Raw genomic sequence first — 15,984 nt, forward strand, 5'->3', positions numbered from 1 at the left:
GTTGTTCTGACCATGAAGACCTCTTTCACCGCTCGTTTACTCATCACGGCGCTCTCCGTTGCAGCGCTCTCCTCCGCTGCCCGCGCCGATGACCTGAATATCAAAACGATGATCCCAGGCGCCCCGCAGATTGACGCCGAATCCTGGGTGCTTATTGATTACAACTCCGGCAAAGTGCTGGCGGAAAATAACGCCGACTCCCGTCGCGACCCGGCCAGTCTGACCAAAATGATGACCAGCTATGTCATCGGTCAGGCGATGAAAGCGGGTAAATTCAAAGAGTCCGATCTGGTCACTGTCGGCAACGATGCCTGGGCCACCGGCAACCCGGTTTTCAAAGGCTCTTCTCTGATGTTCCTCAAGCCGGGGATGCAGGTTCCGGTTTCGCAGCTGATCCGGGGTATCAACCTGCAGTCGGGTAACGATGCCTGCGTGGCCATGGCCGACTATGTTGCCGGTAGCCAGGACGCCTTCGTCAGCCTGATGAACAACTATGTTAACGCCCTGGGCCTGAAAAACACCCATTTCCAGACCGTTCACGGCCTCGATGCTGACGGACAGTACAGTTCCGCGCGCGACATGGCGCTGATTGGCCAGGCGCTGATCCGCGATGTGCCGAACGAGTACTCTATCTATCGTGAGAAAGAGTTCACTTTCAACGGCATCCGCCAGCTGAACCGTAACGGCCTGCTGTGGGATAACAGCCTGAACGTCGACGGCATCAAAACGGGTCATACCGACAAAGCGGGCTACAACCTCGTCGCCTCTGCCACCGAAGGCCAGATGCGTCTTATCTCGGCGGTGATGGGCGGACGTACTTTCAAAGGTCGTGAGTCGGAAAGCAAAAAACTGCTGACCTGGGGCTTCCGCTTCTTTGAAACCGTCAACCCGATCAAAGCCGGCAAAGAGTTTGCTTCCGAACCGGCCTGGTTCGGTGACAGCGATCGCGCCTCGCTGGGGGTGGATAAAGATGTCTACCTGACCATCCCGCGTGGCCGGATGAAAGATCTGAAAGCCAGCTATGTGCTGAATAACACTGAACTGCACGCCCCGCTGCAGAAAAACCAGGTGGTCGGCACCATCAACTTCCAGTTGGATGGTAAAACTATCGATCAGCGCCCGCTCGTGGTGCTGCAGGAAATCCCGGAAGGGAATTTCTTTGGCAAAATTATTGATTACATTAAGTTAATGTTCCACCACTGGTTTGGTTAAAAATCGAACACTTGAAAGTGTGATTTCCATCCCCATATACTATTTATCCAAGTAACCTGATAACTCCCGCCCTTGGTGGGAGTTATTATTTTGTCGTAACACCGGAGCTGACATGAAAACCAAACTTAACGAACTGCTGGAATTCCCTACCCCCTTTACTTACAAAGTAATGGGACAGGCGTTGCCGGAGCTGGTTGATCAGGTGGTGGAAGTGGTACAGCGCCATGCGCCTGGTGATTACTCGCCGTCAGTAAAACCGAGCAGCAAAGGTAACTACCACTCGGTCTCCATCACCATCAACGCCACCCACATTGAGCAGGTGGAAACGCTGTACGAAGAGTTAGGCAATATCGATATCGTACGGATGGTGCTGTAACCTTTTCCCCGACCCGGCCGCCGTGCCGGGTCCTTTCATCCCCTTCCGCCCTGCTGTGATATACTCCCCGCCCTGAGTCCTCTCTTCCCGGCGGAGATGTTGTTTTGCAGCACAATAAAATTCTTATCCGGCAGCTTGGCCTGCAACCATACGAACCCATCTCGCAGGCGATGCATGAATTCACCGACGCCCGCGATGAAGACACCCTCGACGAGATCTGGCTGGTGGAACATCACCCGGTCTTCACTCAGGGCCAGGCAGGCAAAGCGGAACACGTGCTGGTGCCCGGCGATATTCCGGTGATCCAGAGCGATCGCGGCGGCCAGGTGACCTATCACGGTCCAGGACAGCAGGTAATGTATGTTCTGTTGAACCTTAAACGCCGCAAGCTGGGTGTGCGCGAGCTGGTGACGCTGCTGGAGCAAACGGTCGTTAATACCCTGGCCGAGTATGGCATCGAATCGCATCCCCGCGCCGATGCCCCAGGGGTCTACGTCGGCGATCGCAAAATCTGCTCACTGGGACTGCGGATCCGCAAAGGGTGCTCTTTCCACGGTCTGGCGCTCAATATCGCGATGGATCTCGCGCCATTTCTGCGCATCAATCCCTGCGGCTATGCCGGCATGGAGATGACGCAAATGCGCCAGTGGCAGCCAGAGGTGACTCCAGAGACGGTCGCCCCGCGGCTGGTTGCCAATCTGCTGGCGCTGCTGAACCATCCCCCGCACGAATATCTCCCCCAGCAGTAAACGGTAGATCAGCGCCCCGCAGGCGGCGGGGCGCTAAACGATTAACACATTATTTTTGCAATCAATTGTCACGTACGGGAGGCGGTGGGCCGCTATACTTGCCCTATCATTCCCAACCGGACTCATCGCGTGCCAGAGAATACGTCTCCGTCAGAATCCCCTGAACGACAGGATGAACGTTATGACCGCCAGATGTTTCGCATCCTGCGCAATATTGACCTCAACCTGTTAACCATCTTCGAAGCCGTTTACGTCCATAAAGGCATCGTCAACGCCGCTAAGATACTGAATATCACGCCATCGGCTATTAGCCAGTCGATTAACAAACTGCGGGCGCTTTTTCCTGACCCGCTGTTTATCCGCAAGGGGCAAGGTGTGATGCCCACCGCGTATGCTACCCATCTTCATCAGTACATCAGCCGGGGTATGGAGGCTTTCCTCAGTGCGCTGGATATCGCCGGTAGCCCCCACCAGCAGCGGGTGATCACTATCGCCACCACGCCAGGCATGGGGGCGCTACTGATACCCATCGTGGCCAGTGCGCTAAAACCGGCCTTTCCGCAGATCCTGTTGCACAACATCGCCATCACCGACGCCGCGCGGCAGCTCGACCAGCGCCAGGTGGATCTGTTAATTGACACTCATCTGCACAGCGGCCAGGCGATAAGCCATCATGTGCTGTACCAGGATCGGGTACGGATGTACTGCCGTGCTGAGCACCCTGCGCTGCACGGCCCACAGGATGAAGCCCATCTCGCTCAGTATGAATTTGCGCTGCTGCTTCCGGAAGGCCAGCGCTACCCCACCCTTCACCGCCGCCTGCAGGAAGAGATGGGCGAACGACGCTGCGGATTCAGCACCTTTAACCTGCTGACCCAGGCAGCCATGATCGCCGAGAGCGACATGCTGGGGCTGACCACCGAGCGCCTGTTCGCCATGGTATCCCGGCTCTGGCCACTGCAAACCCTGGATTTTCACTCCCTGCAGGACGAAAAAATTAATGTTGCGCTGCACTACAATAAGCAAAGCGGGAAGGAGCCATTGCTGAAAGAAATTATCGAGACGGTAATCCAGGCGTTTAAGGCGTAGCGCACGGAAAGGAAAAGGATAAAACAACAACTATTTTACAATTTGCGAGGCAGGCAGGCTGCTTTCTGACCCTTTTCAATGGTATACTGCCTGCTCTTGATTCAAAAATAGTTGATAATTGCAACATTTCATTGAATTAATTCGCTTTCCTTCGTGACTCGCAACTGGAACACGCACGCTATGAGTAAACCCATTGTGATGGAACGCGGTGTTAAGTACCGCGACGCCGATAAAATGGCCCTTATCCCGGTGAAAAACGTGGCAACTGAGCGTGAAGCTCTGCTCAGAAAACCGGAATGGATGAAAATCAAACTTCCGGCAGATTCGTCCCGTATCCAGGGTATCAAAGCAGCGATGCGTAAGAACGGCCTGCACTCCGTGTGTGAAGAAGCCTCCTGCCCGAACCTTGCAGAATGCTTCAACCACGGTACCGCGACCTTTATGATCCTCGGCGCGATCTGTACCCGTCGCTGCCCGTTCTGCGATGTCGCGCACGGGCGCCCGGTTGCACCAGATGCGAACGAACCACAGAAGCTGGCGCAAACCATCGCTGATATGGGTCTGCGCTACGTCGTGGTCACTTCAGTGGACCGTGACGACCTGCGTGATGGCGGCGCACAGCATTTTGCCGACTGCATCAGCGCCATTCGCGAGAAAAACCCGTCGATTAAGATCGAAACGCTGGTTCCGGATTTCCGCGGCCGCATGGATCGCGCGCTTGATATTCTGACGGTAACCCCGCCGGATGTCTTTAACCATAACCTCGAAAACGTACCTCGTCTCTATCGTCAGGTGCGTCCGGGCGCGGATTACAACTGGTCGCTGAAGCTGCTGGAGCGTTTTAAAGAAGCGCATCCGGAGATCCCGACGAAATCTGGCCTGATGGTCGGTCTGGGCGAAACCAATGACGAGATCATCGAAGTCATGCGCGACCTGCGTCGCCATGGCGTCACCATGCTGACGTTAGGCCAGTATCTGCAGCCGAGCCGTCACCACCTGCCAGTACAGCGCTACGTCAGCCCGGAAGAGTTCGAAGAGATGAAAGCGGAAGCGATGGCGATGGGCTTCACCCACGCCGCCTGCGGTCCCTTCGTTCGCTCTTCCTATCATGCCGACCTGCAGGCTAAAGGAATGGAAGTGAAGTAATTGCCGCTTCTGCCGCTGCGCGCCTTTTCGCCGCAGCGGCCCCTCTCTGCTTCCTCTGCTTCGCGTTTTCGTAACAGTTCGTTGCATCTTTTCTGCGCGGCATCGCCAAAAACGACAAAGGCCGCAACGATATTCGTCGCGGCCTCTTCGCCGTTCCGCCAGCATCCCTCCGGGGGGACGCATCGGATCAATTACTCTTTATGAGAGATCTTCTGCGCCGGCGCTTCTTCTTCCACGGTGGCTTTCTTCGCGCTATCGTCATCCTCGTTCATGGCCTTTTTAAAGCCCTTGATAGCCGAACCCAGGTCGCCGCCCAGCGTACGTAATTTCTTGGTACCAAACACTAAGATAATCAGTGCTGCGACTACCAGCAGTTTGGTAATACTAATCTCACCCATAGCTAACCTTCTTCTCTATACAAGCTGCGAATACGCCATCATACACGCATTTATCCGTCATATTGTAATCCACCTGTGCGTGGGCTGCGTGATTCGGCCCAGAGCCTTCCCCCTGAAGGAGTTAGCGCAGGGGTGTCCGTCCTGACGTGCACAGCGAATTATTAGGATAAACAATACGGGTATTTGACGCGCGGACACAATAGCAATCTGTAACAAGGTGAATCAAGCCCTGTTTAAAAAAACATCACAATAATTGCGGTGGCGCAAATCGTCGGTTCTGCAGTACCGGCAAACGCTCGCGAACCCGCGCAAGGTGCTCTGCGGAGACATCGGCAAAGATCAGCTGCGGTTCGCTCCCGGCCCCCGCCAGCGTCGTTCCCAGCGGGTCTACAATGCGGCTCTGACCAATATTCCGCGTCCCGCATTCGCCTGCCGCCACGATATAGCAGGTCGTATCGAGCGCGCGCGCCGCCAACAGCGTCGCCCAGTGGTGCTCTTTCTGTGGCCCTCTCACCCATGCGGTGGGCAGTACCAGCAGCTCAGCTCCGTTCAGCGCCAGCGATAGGGCCAGTTCCGGAAAGCGAAGATCGTAGCAGGTCATCAGGCCAACGCGTAACCCCGCCACTTCAATTACCGGCGGGATCTGCTGGCCAGGATCCACCCGCCGCGACTCCTGCATTGCGAAGGCGTCGTATAAATGCAGTTTGTGATAATGGGCTATTACTTCGCCATCCCGCAAGACCACCAGCGTATTGGTCGCACGGCCTTCTGCCGACGGCACATGCAGCGTCAGGACCGTGGTCAAACGGTTACGCCCGCTCTCAGCCAGCAGCTGCTGCAAAAACGCCCCATCCAGCGGCTGAGCCGATTTCACTGACATATCCGGGTCGTTGTCATCTCGCGCCAGTAACGCCTCTGGCAGCACCAGCAGCGCCGCCCCTTCACGCGCAGCCTGTTGCATCATCGTCACACAGGTCTGCGCATTCGTCCGCCATACTGGCGTGACGGCAAATTGTCCTGCCGCTACCCGCATGTTTTTCTCCGGTCAGGTTATGAATAGCCAATCGCGCCCGTCGCGCGCTACACTTGAGGTTCTCTTATATCAAATAGCAGGAAACAACCGTGTTTCAACTTCTTTGCGCCGTTTTTATTGGCGGTGGCACCGGCAGCGTATTGCGCTGGTGGCTCGGCATGAAGCTCAACCCTGTGCATCATGCTATCCCGATTGGGACATTGACGGCCAACCTGGTAGGCGCCTTTGTGATTGGTGCCGGGCTGGCGTGGTTTAACCGTCTGACGGATATTGACCCGATGTGGAAGCTCCTGATCACCACCGGGTTCTGCGGCGGGTTGACCACCTTCTCCACCTTCTCGGCGGAAGTGGTCTTTCTCCTGCAGCAGGGGCGGGTGAGCTGGGCACTCCTCAACGTGATGGTGAATTTGCTGGGTTCGTTTGCCATGACGGCCGTCGCCTTCTGGCTTTTCTCGCAGGCCGCCAGCCGTTAACAATCTGAAAAACAGGCAAAAAAAAACCCGCGTTAAGCGGGTTTTTATATTCTACTGACGTGTTGGTTAGATAGCCATTACGTTTGCAGCAGAAGGGCCTTTGGCACCGTTAGTGATTTCGAACTCTACACGCTGACCTTCAGCCAGAGTTTTGAAACCGTTGGACTGGATTGCAGAGAAGTGTACGAATACATCTTTGCTGCCATCTTCCGGAGTAATGAAACCGAATCCTTTGGACTCATTAAACCACTTAACGTTACCTTTAATCTTAGACATCAAAATTACCTTTATATGAAAAATCGACACTAATGCTGTGTCGAGTATCAGTACACCAATTGTGGTACCTTTTGTCCAGTGCAACTTTGCTAAAAAGTGATAAAAGTCGCTATCTTTTTTAGTGGGTAACGCTTTAGTCCTTGTTTTTCCACAAGACACACCGCTTATCTCATTTATTGCTAAGACTTAGCGAATTAAAACTGTATACGAGCCCAGGCGAAGTAAACGTTACCGTTATTGTAGGTGCCGGGAATATAGGTCATCTGGAAAGTCGCCGGACCGTAACCTATTGACGCCAATGGTAAGATCACCGGAATGGGGATGTAGTCCCAGTTATCGCGCGCCGTCACGCCAAGGGTATAGCCGAGTCCAAGGTGGAAATTCTGGTCGGTCAGCGGGCGCCAGGTTTTCTCCCAGCCGTAGCCGCCGATAGGCTCCCATTTATTGAAAGAATCTTTAAACGCCATCAGGTACAGACCGTGCCAGTTTCCCTTCTCATCCCAGCGCGAGACGCCAAAACCCGCGCCCCAGGGGCGTTCGTTATACTTATCCGTCTTTTCCTTATCATAGGCAAACCGCGCGTGCCAGGTAATGGCTGGAACGTACAAGTCATAGTGCTCCGGCTCATTCCAGGTCTGCGCGACGTTATTACTTAAGGTCTGGTAACCTTCGCTGAGGGTCGATGAAAACGACGCGCTGGCGTTTACGGATACCAACAACCATCCAAAAAAACCAAGAGAAAACAGAGAAAAACGACGTAACATCAACACTTTTCCATTACCACTTTCATTTAAAAGCCGCCTAAAATAGCAAAGATAGTCTCAATACAGGTTGAACGAAATAAGGCAAACTCCTGATTTTTGCCCGGTGACCATCAGAACCTTTTAACTATCCATCTGGTGATTATATCCAGGCGAGACGGGTGACGCGTAGTTCTTATCGCTTTATTGATTTGCATCAGCGAGTTTTGTCCGTTTTTTCGGCACATTCGCACATTAAAATTTGGCATGACGCTTTTTATCTACATATTCTTTGGGCTTAGGGGTAATAAATGCTGACGTTTGTTGAGATCCTGATCGGGATTGTGGTCATTGTGGGCGTCGCCCGCTATATCATTAAGGGCTACTCGGCCACCGGGGTGCTGTTCGTCGGGGGCTTAATCTTATTGATCGTCAGCGCCCTGCTGGGGCATAAAGTCTTGCCGGGCAATACCGACAGCACCGGTTATTCTGCCACCGATATTATTGAATACATTAAGATTCTACTCATGAGCCGCGGTGGCGATCTGGGTATGATGATTATGATGCTGTGCGGCTTCGCCACCTACATGACCCATATTGGCGCCAATGATATGGTGGTGAAATTAGCATCAAAGCCGCTGCGCTATATTAATTCGCCCTATCTGCTGATGATTGCCGCCTACTTTGTCGCCTGCCTGATGTCGCTGGCGGTCTCCTCTGCGACCGGCCTTGGCGTGCTGCTGATGGCGACGCTGTTCCCGGTGATGGTGAACGTCGGTATCAGTCGCGGGGCGGCGGCAGCCATCTGCGCTTCACCGGCGGCCATTATCCTCTCGCCTACCTCTGGCGATGTTGTACTGGCGGCTAAAGCCGCAGAAATGCCGCTGATCGACTTTGCCTTCAAGACCACGCTGCCCATCTCCATCGCGGCCATTATCTGCATGGCAATCGCCCATTTCTTCTGGCAGCGTTACCTGGATAAAAAAGAGAACATTTCCCACGAAATGCTGGATGTCAACGACATCACCACCACCGCCCCGGCGCTGTACGCCATTCTGCCGTTTACCCCGATCATCGGCGTGCTGATCTTTGATGGTAAATGGGGACCGGAACTGCACATTATCACCATCCTCGTCGGCTGCATGCTGCTGGCGGCGATCCTTGAGTTCCTGCGCGGGTTTAACACCAAAAACGTCTTCAGCGGGCTTGAAGTCGCCTACCGCGGGATGGCTGACGCCTTCGCCGGCGTAGTGATGCTGCTGGTCGCCGCCGGCGTCTTCGCCCAGGGGCTAAGCACCATCGGCTTTATCAATGGGCTGATCTCCATCGCCACCTCCTTCGGCTCGGCCAGTATTATTCTGATGCTGGTGCTGGTGATCCTGACCATGCTGGCGGCAATGACCACCGGTTCCGGTAATGCCCCGTTCTACGCCTTCGTTGAGATGATCCCCAAGCTGGCGCACTCTTCCGGCATCAATCCGGCTTATCTGTCGATTCCGATGCTGCAGGCCTCTAACCTCGGCCGCACGATATCGCCGGTCTCCGGGGTGGTGGTCGCCGTTGCCGGGATGGCAAAAATTTCGCCGTTCGAAGTGGTCAAACGTACCTCCGTGCCGGTGATGGTTGGCCTGCTGGTGGTGATTATCGCCACTGAGATTCTGGTGCCCGGCAGCGCAGTCCACTAATGGTCTAACCACGCGAAAAGGCGCCAGCGGGCGCCTTTTTTATGCTTTAATAACTCCCCGTTATCTTTTGCCATCCACAATCAGGAATAAACATGTTCAGGAAGGATTTCGCCGCGCTTGCCCTTGTGCTCACCGCCACTCAGGCCGGCGCTGAACCGCTCACCGCGACGCGATACGCTGATTTTGACCGCTACGTTCTTGCCCTCTCCTGGCAAACCGGATTCTGTCAGAGCATGCTTGACCGCAACCGTAGCGAACCGGAAGAGTGTCGCCTGCAGCAGGACACCGCGAACAAAGCCGACTTTCTGACCGTGCACGGCCTGTGGCCCGGGCTGCCAAAGTCGATTGCCGCGCGCGGGGTGGATGAACGACGCTGGATGCGCTACGGCTGCGCCACGCGCCCGGTGCCCAACATGCCGGAAGTGAAAGCGAACCGCAAATGCCAGGCGGCGGAAACCGGGCTGTCGCTGGAGATGGCCAATAAGCTCAATAACGTGATGCCGGGTTCGGGCGGCACCTCCTGCCTGGAGCGCTACGAATACGCCAAACATGGCGTCTGCTTCGGCTTTGATCCCGATAGCTATTTTGGCACCATGGTGCGCCTGAATGGGGAAATTAAGCATAGCCCGGTAGGCGATTTCCTCGCGAAGCATTATGGTCAAACCGTCAGCCGCGCCGACTTCGATGCCGCGGTGGCCCGCGCCTGGGGTCCGCAAAGCGTGAAGGCGTTTAAATTAACCTGTAACGGTAATCCGGCCTATCTGACCGAGATGCAAATCTCCCTCAACGCCGCCACCATCAACGCCCCGCTGACCACGTCCGCCTTTCTGCCGCAACCCCATCCGGGCAACTGTGGAACCCAGTTTATCCTGGACAAGGTCGGTCAGTAGCGCAAAGCGACATGCTGAGCAGAAAACGCCGCCCGCCGGGGGGCGTTGCACGCTGAATGTGCGTTTCATCACTTCAAACTACCGGCAACTCTCAGTATGATGGTAGGACCTTAACCCTTGCCCTTTTCGGCGAGGGTTTTCTTTTACGGACAGGTTCCTGGATAACATGGAGTATGCAATGACCAGACCCGCAATCATCATTAACGAACTGGATGCCGAACGTATCGACAGGCTGCTGGAGCAGCCGGCTTTCGCCAACTTACCGGTTGCCGATGCCCTGAATGACGAGCTCGACCGCGCGCAAATGCTGGCGCCGGAAGCGATGCCGCATGACGTCGTCACCATGAACAGTAAGGTAAAATTCCGCGATTTAACCAGCGGCGAAGAGCGCGTGCGGACGCTGGTGTTTCCGTCTCAGGTGACTGACAGCGCCAGCCAGCTCTCCGTCCTCGCGCCGGTGGGCGCCGCGCTGCTGGGTCTGAAAGTCGGCAGCACCATTCACTGGGAGCTGCCGGGCGGTGCATCGACACACCTGGAAGTGCTGGAGCTCTTGTACCAGCCGGAAGCCGCTGGCGAATTCCACCGCTAATCCCTGCTGCCTGAGGCGTTTCGCGCTTTATTCAGAGGATGTCCATACATCCTCTTTCTGCTGTTTCTTCCCCCGCTAACCTTTTTTTACGCTTTGCACCTGCCTGACTGACAGTTTTGCGACCTGAATGACACTATATCCGCATATAATATGTTGATATAGACGCAAATGAACAAGGAGGATTGCATATGTATAAGACTATCATTATGCCCGTTGATGTCTTTGAGATGGCGCTGAGCGATAAAGCCGTCCGGCATGCGGAGTTTCTGGCCCAGCAGGACGGGGTGATCCATCTGCTCCACGTATTACCCGGCTCTGCGAGCTTCACCATGAGCCGCTTTACCGCCGATCTGCGGCGGTTTGAAGAACACCTGCAGCATGAGGCGGAAACTCGTCTGCAGACGATGGTCAGCCATTTCAGCATTGACCCCTCACGTATCAAGCTGCATGTCCGTTTCGGCAGCGTGCGCGATATGGTCAACGAGCTGGCCAGCGAAATTAACGCCGATGTCGTGGTGATTGGCTCGCGCAACCCGTCCATCAGTACCCACCTGCTCGGATCCAATGCCTCAAGCGTGATCCGCCATGCCCATATCCCGGTGATGGTCGTCAGGTAAATATGACGAAATAGAAAAAAAGAGGCTACCCCAGGGTAGCCTCTTTGTTATGCAGGTCTATTGTCTGACTTGTTATGCGGTTTTCGTGCGGATCAGGTAGTCGAAGGCGCTCAGCGACGCTTTTGCCCCTTCCCCTGCCGCGATAATAATCTGCTTGTACGGCACGGTGGTGCAGTCGCCAGCGGCGAATACGCCTTTGACATTGGTTTCGCACTTCGCATCGATGATGATCTCACCCATGCGGTTGCGCTCAACGGCGCCTTCCAGCCAGGTGGTGTTAGGCAGCAGGCCAATCTGGACGAAGATCCCCGCCAGCGCGACATGATGCTCATCACCGCTCACCCGGTCACGATATTGCAGGCCGGTGACTTTGCTGCCATCGCCTTTCACTTCCGTGGTCTGCGCATTAAGAATGATGTCGACATTCTTCAGGCTGCGGACTTTATCCTGCAACACCTGGTCGGCTTTCATCTCTGGAGCAAACTCCAGCAGGGTCACATGCTCTACGACGCCCGCCAGGTCGATAGCGGCTTCTACCCCGGAGTTCCCGCCGCCAATTACCGCTACGCGTTTGCCCTTAAACAGCGGACCGTCGCAGTGCGGGCAGTAGGTCACGCCTTTGGTGCGATACTGATCTTCGCCCGGTACGTTCATATTGCGCCATTTCGCCCCGGTGGCAATGATGACGCTACGCGCCTTCAGCACCGCGCCAGAGGCGGTTTCAATCTGATGCAGGCCGCCCTCTGTCGCCGCTGGCGTCAGTTTGGTCGCGCTCTGGGAGTCGATCACATCGACGTTATAGTCGCTGACGTGCGCTTTCAGCGCGCCGGCCAGTTTCTGGCCTTCGGTTTTCGGCACCGAAATATAGTTTTCGATATCCACGGTATCCAGCACCTGACCGCCGAAGCGCTCGCCCATCAGGCCGGTACGAATACCTTTACGCGCAGAATATACCGCCGCGGCCGCACCGGACGGGCCGGAGCCGACAATCAGCACATCGTAAGCATCACGTTGGTTCAGCTCTTCCGCTGCGCGTTTTTCCGCACCGGTATCCACTTTGGCGACAATTTCCGTCAGCGTCATTCGCCCCTGACCAAACTCCTGACCATTCAGATACACCGCAGGAACGCCCATGACGTTGCGATCGGTAATTTCATTCTGGAAGGTCCCACCGTCAATCGCCGTGTGCTTGATGCGCGGGTTGAGCACCGACATCAGGTTCAGGGCCTGCACCACATCCGGGCAGTTATGACAGGAGAGTGAATAATAAGTCTCGAACTCGAAATCGCCATCAATATCGCGGATCTGCTCCAGCAGCGACTGGGCCTCTTTCGACGGATGACCGCCGGTCCACAGCAGCGCCAGCACCAGCGAGGTAAACTCGTGGCCCAGCGGAGAGCCTGCAAAGCGTGGGCCCTGGTCGGAACCTGGGTTAGTAATCAGGAATGATGGCTTACGTACCGCGAGCGTGTTGTCTTCTTTAAAGGTGACTTTGTCTGACAGTTCAGCGATTTCAGCCAACAGTTCCTTGATTTCTGCCGATTTAGCGCTGTCATCCAGCGTGGCAATCAGCTCAACAGGCTTGGTCAGCTTCTCAAGGTAGGCCTTGAGCTGGGTTTTCATGTTGGTGTCGAGCATTGTTATCTCCTGGGCTTAAAACATCATCATGCAAGCGGCCTCGTCCAGGCGGCCTGAATGCGCTTGCATCATGGTGTTGGAATAAAATGGGCGCGAAAGCGCCCATTGATTGCCGGGTGGCACGCCGTTTACCCGGCCTACAATCTTGTAGGCCCGTGCAAGCGTAGCGCCGCCGGGCACAAACAGACTTAAATCTTACCGACCAGGTCCAGAGACGGAGCCAGTGTCGCTTCGCCTTCTTTCCATTTAGCCGGGCAGACTTCGCCTGGGTGAGAAGCAACGTACTGCGCCGCTTTGATTTTACGCAGCAGGTCAGACGCATCACGGCCGATACCTTCAGCGGTAACTTCGATCGCCTGGATGATACCCTGCGGGTCAACCACGAAGGTGGCACGGTCAGCCAAACCTTCATCTTCACGCATATTGTCGAAGTTACGGGTCAGGGCGCCAGTCGGGTCGCCGATCATCGCGTATTTGATTTTCGCGATGGTTTCAGAGCTGCTGTGCCACGCTTTGTGGGTGAAGTGGGTATCGGTAGACACAGAGTAAACGTCTACGCCCAGCTTCTGCAGTTCTTCGTAATGGTCAGCCACGTCGCCCAGTTCGGTCGGGCAGACGAAAGTGAAGTCAGCCGGATAGAAGAAGAAGACGCTCCAGCGGCCTTCGGTGTCTTTCTCGGTGACTTCGATGAATTCACCATTTTTGAATGCCTGGTTTTTGAACGGTTTGATTTTGGTGTTAATTAAGGACATCTATACTTCCTCCGTGTTTTCGTTGAGGTCTAAGTTAACGAATTTTTCCTGACCCGACCAATGCGTTTACATTATCGAATCAATAAGCGTTATCTAACAACCGGAACAAGACAACTCTGTGAACCTGTCGACGCGTTCAGCGCTGATCGCTGTTTTTCGCATCATTTGCCGCGACAAAAGTAAAAAGGCCACCCTTTCAGGCGGCCCCGTTACCTGAAATACCCGAAGGTAGGTTCAGCGCCAGTCAGACTGGCTATGTGTTGCGCTCTACATTACCTTAATGTAACAGCATCCAGGATTACATCACCCACGCCAGCAAAGGGCAATCCGTCATTCTGCTGATCTTGCCTATGACTGTGATAGGTTCGACAATCGTTTTGCCCTTTCCTGCTGATTTTACAAGGAATATTCATGTTAAAGCGTCTTCTCTTGCTCAGCCTTTTTCCGTTATGCAGCCAGGCGGAGGAGCTCCCCGCTCCGGTAAAAGCGATTGAAAAACAGGGCATTACTATTATAAAACCCTTTGAGGCGCCGGGGGGAATGAAAGGCTGGCTGGGCAAATACCAGGACATGGGGGTCACCATCTACCTCACGCCGGACGGCAAACATGCCATTTCCGGCTATATGTATGACGAGAACGGCAACAACCTCAGCGAGCAGTTGTTTCAAAAAGAGCTCTACACGCCGGCAGGACAGGAGATGTGGAAGAAGATGGCCAGCGCCCACTGGCTGCAGGATGGCAATAAGGACGCCCCCATCGTGTTGTATGTCTTTGCCGATCCCTTCTGCCCCTACTGTAAACAGTTCTGGCAGCAGTCCCGCCCTTGGGTGGAAGCCGGTAAAGTGCAGATCCGCACCCTGCTGGTGGGGGTGATCAAGCCCGAAAGCCCGGCCACCGCCGCCGCGATTCTGGCCACCAAGGATCCGGCGAAGACCTGGCATGATTATGAGCAATCGAATGGAAAAATGGCCCTGACGATCCCGCAGGCTATTCCGCCGGAGAAAATGAAAGTGCTCAACGTTAATCAGCAACTGATGGACGAACTGGGGGCCAACGTCACGCCAGCCATTTACTATATGAATAAGGATAATATGCTGCAGCAGGTGGTCGGCCTGCCGGATAAAGAAAAACTGCAGATCATGATGGGCGAACAAGAATAATCCCATTGCATAATGGCGCCAGATAACAACGACCGCTGGCGCCCCTGACGACGATAAGATATATTAAGCAGAACTTAACGTTATAGTCCGGTAATTAAATTCACACCGCAAATATTAAGCCAATCAACATTCTCACTAAGAATATTTCCACCCGCGCTGATAATACACAGGACTGCATTAATGGCAAATCTTTACGATCTGAAAAAGTTCGATTTGAATTTATTGGTTATTTTTGAATGTATCTATCAACATTTGAGCATTAGCAAAGCAGCCGCCATGTTATTTATCACCCCGTCAGCGGTGAGCCAGTCGTTGCAGCGTTTGCGCCAGCAGTTAAACGATCCGTTATTTGTTCGCGTTGGGAAAGGGATGACGCCCACTACCGCCTGTGTCAATCTTCATTATCATTTGCAACAAAATCTCGAACAGCTGGAAAAAACCATCAATCTCAATAATCGCTCCGAACTGCGTAAACGTATCGTGATATATGGCCCTCCGCTGTTCTGTTCAGTGAATAGCCATTTTATGATTAATGAGCTCTGTCATCAGGCCAATTTGCAGATTGAACACCATAACCTGACCACCACGGAATCGGCTGAGGAGCTGCTGGCGTATCGCCAGGCGGACCTGGTGTTCACCCGAATGCCTATTACCAACCGCGCCACGATCTGTCAGCCCTATCAGACGGTGCAGACGCTGGCGGTTTGCCGGGCGGACCATCCGCGGCGAGATCAACTCACGTCGATTGAAGCGCTGGCACAGGAATTTTTCACCCACTATATCACCAACGATCCTGTCATTCAGCGCGTCCAGCAAAGCAGCACGCCATGGTTAAATCCGGGTAATATTGCCTTTCGCAGCGACTCTTTTATGACCATTCTTAACATGATCAATAAAACCGACTTAATTGGCTTCATCCCCTCCTATTTATATGATTTTATTTCCCCGGCCATGCCACTTCACGCTCTCGATATAGAGGCACTTTTTCCAGAGATCACGATATACATTAACTACCATCAATCATCTACACAAAATCATTTTATATCTGAATTAATCTCCATTCTAATGAATGACAGAGATATATCACGCCCACAACTTAATAATAGTGAGTAACTGCCCACCTGTTTTCACACTCTGTTTGAATGCAGATCGACCATTAA

At 54.2% G+C, this 15,984-nt stretch carries 18 protein-coding genes; 12 read left to right on the forward strand and 6 right to left on the reverse strand.

The window, feature by feature from the left end; genetic code table 11:
• The first annotated feature begins 12 nt into the window (after nucleotides 1–12).
• From dacA to lipA, 5 genes are all read left to right on the forward strand, one after another.
• Nucleotides 13–1,212 carry a D-alanyl-D-alanine carboxypeptidase DacA gene (gene dacA / locus HMPREF3142_RS21530; protein WP_008805633.1) on the forward strand — a complete coding sequence of 400 codons (1,200 nt, stop codon included), beginning with the start codon at nucleotides 13–15 and terminating at the stop codon, nucleotides 1,210–1,212.
• A gap of 112 nt (nucleotides 1,213–1,324) precedes the next feature.
• A complete protein-coding gene (gene ybeD, locus HMPREF3142_RS21535; protein WP_002894474.1) occupies nucleotides 1,325–1,588 on the forward strand; it encodes a DUF493 family protein YbeD in 264 nt (87 codons plus the stop codon).
• A 104-nt stretch (nucleotides 1,589–1,692) separates the two neighbouring features.
• Entirely contained in the window at nucleotides 1,693–2,337 is a 645-nt protein-coding gene (lipB, locus tag HMPREF3142_RS21540; protein ID WP_012542459.1) for a lipoyl(octanoyl) transferase LipB, read from the forward strand.
• A gap of 129 nt (nucleotides 2,338–2,466) precedes the next feature.
• Complete coding sequence (locus HMPREF3142_RS21545; protein ID WP_012968702.1) at nucleotides 2,467–3,426, forward strand: YbeF family transcriptional regulator; 960 nt, start codon at nucleotides 2,467–2,469, stop codon at nucleotides 3,424–3,426.
• 180 nt (nucleotides 3,427–3,606) lie between these two features.
• A complete protein-coding gene (gene lipA, locus HMPREF3142_RS21550) occupies nucleotides 3,607–4,572 on the forward strand; it encodes a lipoyl synthase (protein ID WP_002894467.1) in 966 nt (321 codons plus the stop codon).
• A gap of 191 nt (nucleotides 4,573–4,763) precedes the next feature.
• Here lipA and tatE read toward each other — a convergent pair whose 3' ends face one another.
• Nucleotides 4,764–4,970, reverse strand: a complete 207-nt coding sequence (gene tatE / locus HMPREF3142_RS21555) for a twin-arginine translocase subunit TatE (RefSeq protein ID WP_008805630.1) — start codon at nucleotides 4,968–4,970, stop codon at nucleotides 4,764–4,766.
• A 244-nt stretch (nucleotides 4,971–5,214) separates the two neighbouring features.
• Nucleotides 5,215–6,003 carry a deaminated glutathione amidase gene (locus HMPREF3142_RS21560; protein WP_060876151.1) on the reverse strand — a complete coding sequence of 263 codons (789 nt, stop codon included), beginning with the start codon at nucleotides 6,001–6,003 and terminating at the stop codon, nucleotides 5,215–5,217.
• Nucleotides 6,004–6,092: 89 nt separating this feature from the next.
• Here HMPREF3142_RS21560 and crcB point away from each other — a divergent pair, with 89 nt between their 5' ends.
• A complete protein-coding gene (crcB, locus tag HMPREF3142_RS21565) occupies nucleotides 6,093–6,476 on the forward strand; it encodes a fluoride efflux transporter CrcB (RefSeq protein WP_008805628.1) in 384 nt (127 codons plus the stop codon).
• Nucleotides 6,477–6,542: 66 nt separating this feature from the next.
• On the opposite strand, the gene cspE is transcribed toward crcB, so the two are convergent.
• Nucleotides 6,543–6,752: a transcription antiterminator/RNA stability regulator CspE gene (gene cspE / locus HMPREF3142_RS21570; protein ID WP_012542460.1), complete on the reverse strand. Its 210-nt coding sequence runs from the start codon at nucleotides 6,750–6,752 to the stop codon at nucleotides 6,543–6,545.
• Nucleotides 6,753–6,946: 194 nt separating this feature from the next.
• Nucleotides 6,947–7,471 (reverse strand): lipid IV(A) palmitoyltransferase PagP, encoded by a 525-nt coding sequence (gene pagP, locus HMPREF3142_RS21575; RefSeq protein WP_306034378.1) that lies wholly within the window; start codon nucleotides 7,469–7,471, stop codon nucleotides 6,947–6,949.
• Nucleotides 7,472–7,803: 332 nt separating this feature from the next.
• On the opposite strand from pagP, the gene dcuC reads away from it, so the two are divergent.
• The 4 genes from dcuC (at nucleotide 7,804) to uspG (ending at nucleotide 11,273) form a co-directional block, all read left to right on the forward strand.
• The gene (gene dcuC / locus HMPREF3142_RS21580; protein ID WP_008805625.1) at nucleotides 7,804–9,177 is read left to right on the forward strand and encodes an anaerobic C4-dicarboxylate transporter DcuC; all 1,374 of its coding nucleotides are present in this window, start codon (nucleotides 7,804–7,806) and stop codon (nucleotides 9,175–9,177) included.
• Between the two features lie 92 nt (nucleotides 9,178–9,269).
• Nucleotides 9,270–10,067: a ribonuclease I gene (rna, locus tag HMPREF3142_RS21585; RefSeq protein ID WP_016160487.1), complete on the forward strand. Its 798-nt coding sequence runs from the start codon at nucleotides 9,270–9,272 to the stop codon at nucleotides 10,065–10,067.
• 178 nt (nucleotides 10,068–10,245) lie between these two features.
• Entirely contained in the window at nucleotides 10,246–10,656 is a 411-nt protein-coding gene (gene rnk, locus HMPREF3142_RS21590; RefSeq protein ID WP_008805623.1) for a nucleoside diphosphate kinase regulator, read from the forward strand.
• 188 nt (nucleotides 10,657–10,844) lie between these two features.
• Nucleotides 10,845–11,273: a universal stress protein UspG gene (uspG, locus tag HMPREF3142_RS21595; RefSeq protein ID WP_002894401.1), complete on the forward strand. Its 429-nt coding sequence runs from the start codon at nucleotides 10,845–10,847 to the stop codon at nucleotides 11,271–11,273.
• 72 nt (nucleotides 11,274–11,345) lie between these two features.
• On the opposite strand, the gene ahpF is transcribed toward uspG, so the two are convergent.
• A complete protein-coding gene (ahpF, locus tag HMPREF3142_RS21600; protein ID WP_008805622.1) occupies nucleotides 11,346–12,911 on the reverse strand; it encodes an alkyl hydroperoxide reductase subunit F in 1,566 nt (521 codons plus the stop codon).
• A gap of 188 nt (nucleotides 12,912–13,099) precedes the next feature.
• A complete protein-coding gene (ahpC, locus tag HMPREF3142_RS21605; protein ID WP_002894394.1) occupies nucleotides 13,100–13,663 on the reverse strand; it encodes an alkyl hydroperoxide reductase subunit C in 564 nt (187 codons plus the stop codon).
• 411 nt (nucleotides 13,664–14,074) lie between these two features.
• Between ahpC and dsbG the strand changes: the two genes are divergently transcribed.
• A complete protein-coding gene (gene dsbG / locus HMPREF3142_RS21610; RefSeq protein ID WP_022065704.1) occupies nucleotides 14,075–14,824 on the forward strand; it encodes a thiol:disulfide interchange protein DsbG in 750 nt (249 codons plus the stop codon).
• Between the two features lie 180 nt (nucleotides 14,825–15,004).
• Nucleotides 15,005–15,937, forward strand: coding sequence for a DNA-binding transcriptional repressor CitR (citR, locus tag HMPREF3142_RS21615; RefSeq protein WP_070612546.1), 933 nt, complete (start codon nucleotides 15,005–15,007; stop codon nucleotides 15,935–15,937).
• The last annotated feature ends 47 nt before the right edge of the window (nucleotides 15,938–15,984 follow it).

Source organism: Klebsiella sp. HMSC16C06, from assembly GCF_001808325.1.
Lineage (GTDB): Bacteria > Pseudomonadota > Gammaproteobacteria > Enterobacterales > Enterobacteriaceae > Klebsiella > Klebsiella variicola.

What these genes read in the sequence shown, in the direction of transcription:
- dacA (WP_008805633.1), top strand. Translation starts at nt 13, where the DNA reads ATGAAGACCTCTTTCACCGCTCGTTTACTCATCACGGCGCTCTCCGTT.
- ybeD (WP_002894474.1), top strand. Translation starts at nt 1,325, where the DNA reads ATGAAAACCAAACTTAACGAACTGCTGGAATTCCCTACCCCCTTTACT.
- lipA (WP_002894467.1), top strand. Translation starts at nt 3,607, where the DNA reads ATGAGTAAACCCATTGTGATGGAACGCGGTGTTAAGTACCGCGACGCC.
- tatE (WP_008805630.1), bottom strand. Translation starts at nt 4,970, where the DNA reads ATGGGTGAGATTAGTATTACCAAACTGCTGGTAGTCGCAGCACTGATT.
- HMPREF3142_RS21560 (WP_060876151.1), bottom strand. Translation starts at nt 6,003, where the DNA reads ATGCGGGTAGCGGCAGGACAATTTGCCGTCACGCCAGTATGGCGGACG.
- cspE (WP_012542460.1), bottom strand. Translation starts at nt 6,752, where the DNA reads ATGTCTAAGATTAAAGGTAACGTTAAGTGGTTTAATGAGTCCAAAGGA.
- dcuC (WP_008805625.1), top strand. Translation starts at nt 7,804, where the DNA reads ATGCTGACGTTTGTTGAGATCCTGATCGGGATTGTGGTCATTGTGGGC.
- rna (WP_016160487.1), top strand. Translation starts at nt 9,270, where the DNA reads ATGTTCAGGAAGGATTTCGCCGCGCTTGCCCTTGTGCTCACCGCCACT.
- rnk (WP_008805623.1), top strand. Translation starts at nt 10,246, where the DNA reads ATGACCAGACCCGCAATCATCATTAACGAACTGGATGCCGAACGTATC.
- uspG (WP_002894401.1), top strand. Translation starts at nt 10,845, where the DNA reads ATGTATAAGACTATCATTATGCCCGTTGATGTCTTTGAGATGGCGCTG.
- ahpF (WP_008805622.1), bottom strand. Translation starts at nt 12,911, where the DNA reads ATGCTCGACACCAACATGAAAACCCAGCTCAAGGCCTACCTTGAGAAG.
- ahpC (WP_002894394.1), bottom strand. Translation starts at nt 13,663, where the DNA reads ATGTCCTTAATTAACACCAAAATCAAACCGTTCAAAAACCAGGCATTC.
- dsbG (WP_022065704.1), top strand. Translation starts at nt 14,075, where the DNA reads ATGTTAAAGCGTCTTCTCTTGCTCAGCCTTTTTCCGTTATGCAGCCAG.
- citR (WP_070612546.1), top strand. Translation starts at nt 15,005, where the DNA reads ATGGCAAATCTTTACGATCTGAAAAAGTTCGATTTGAATTTATTGGTT.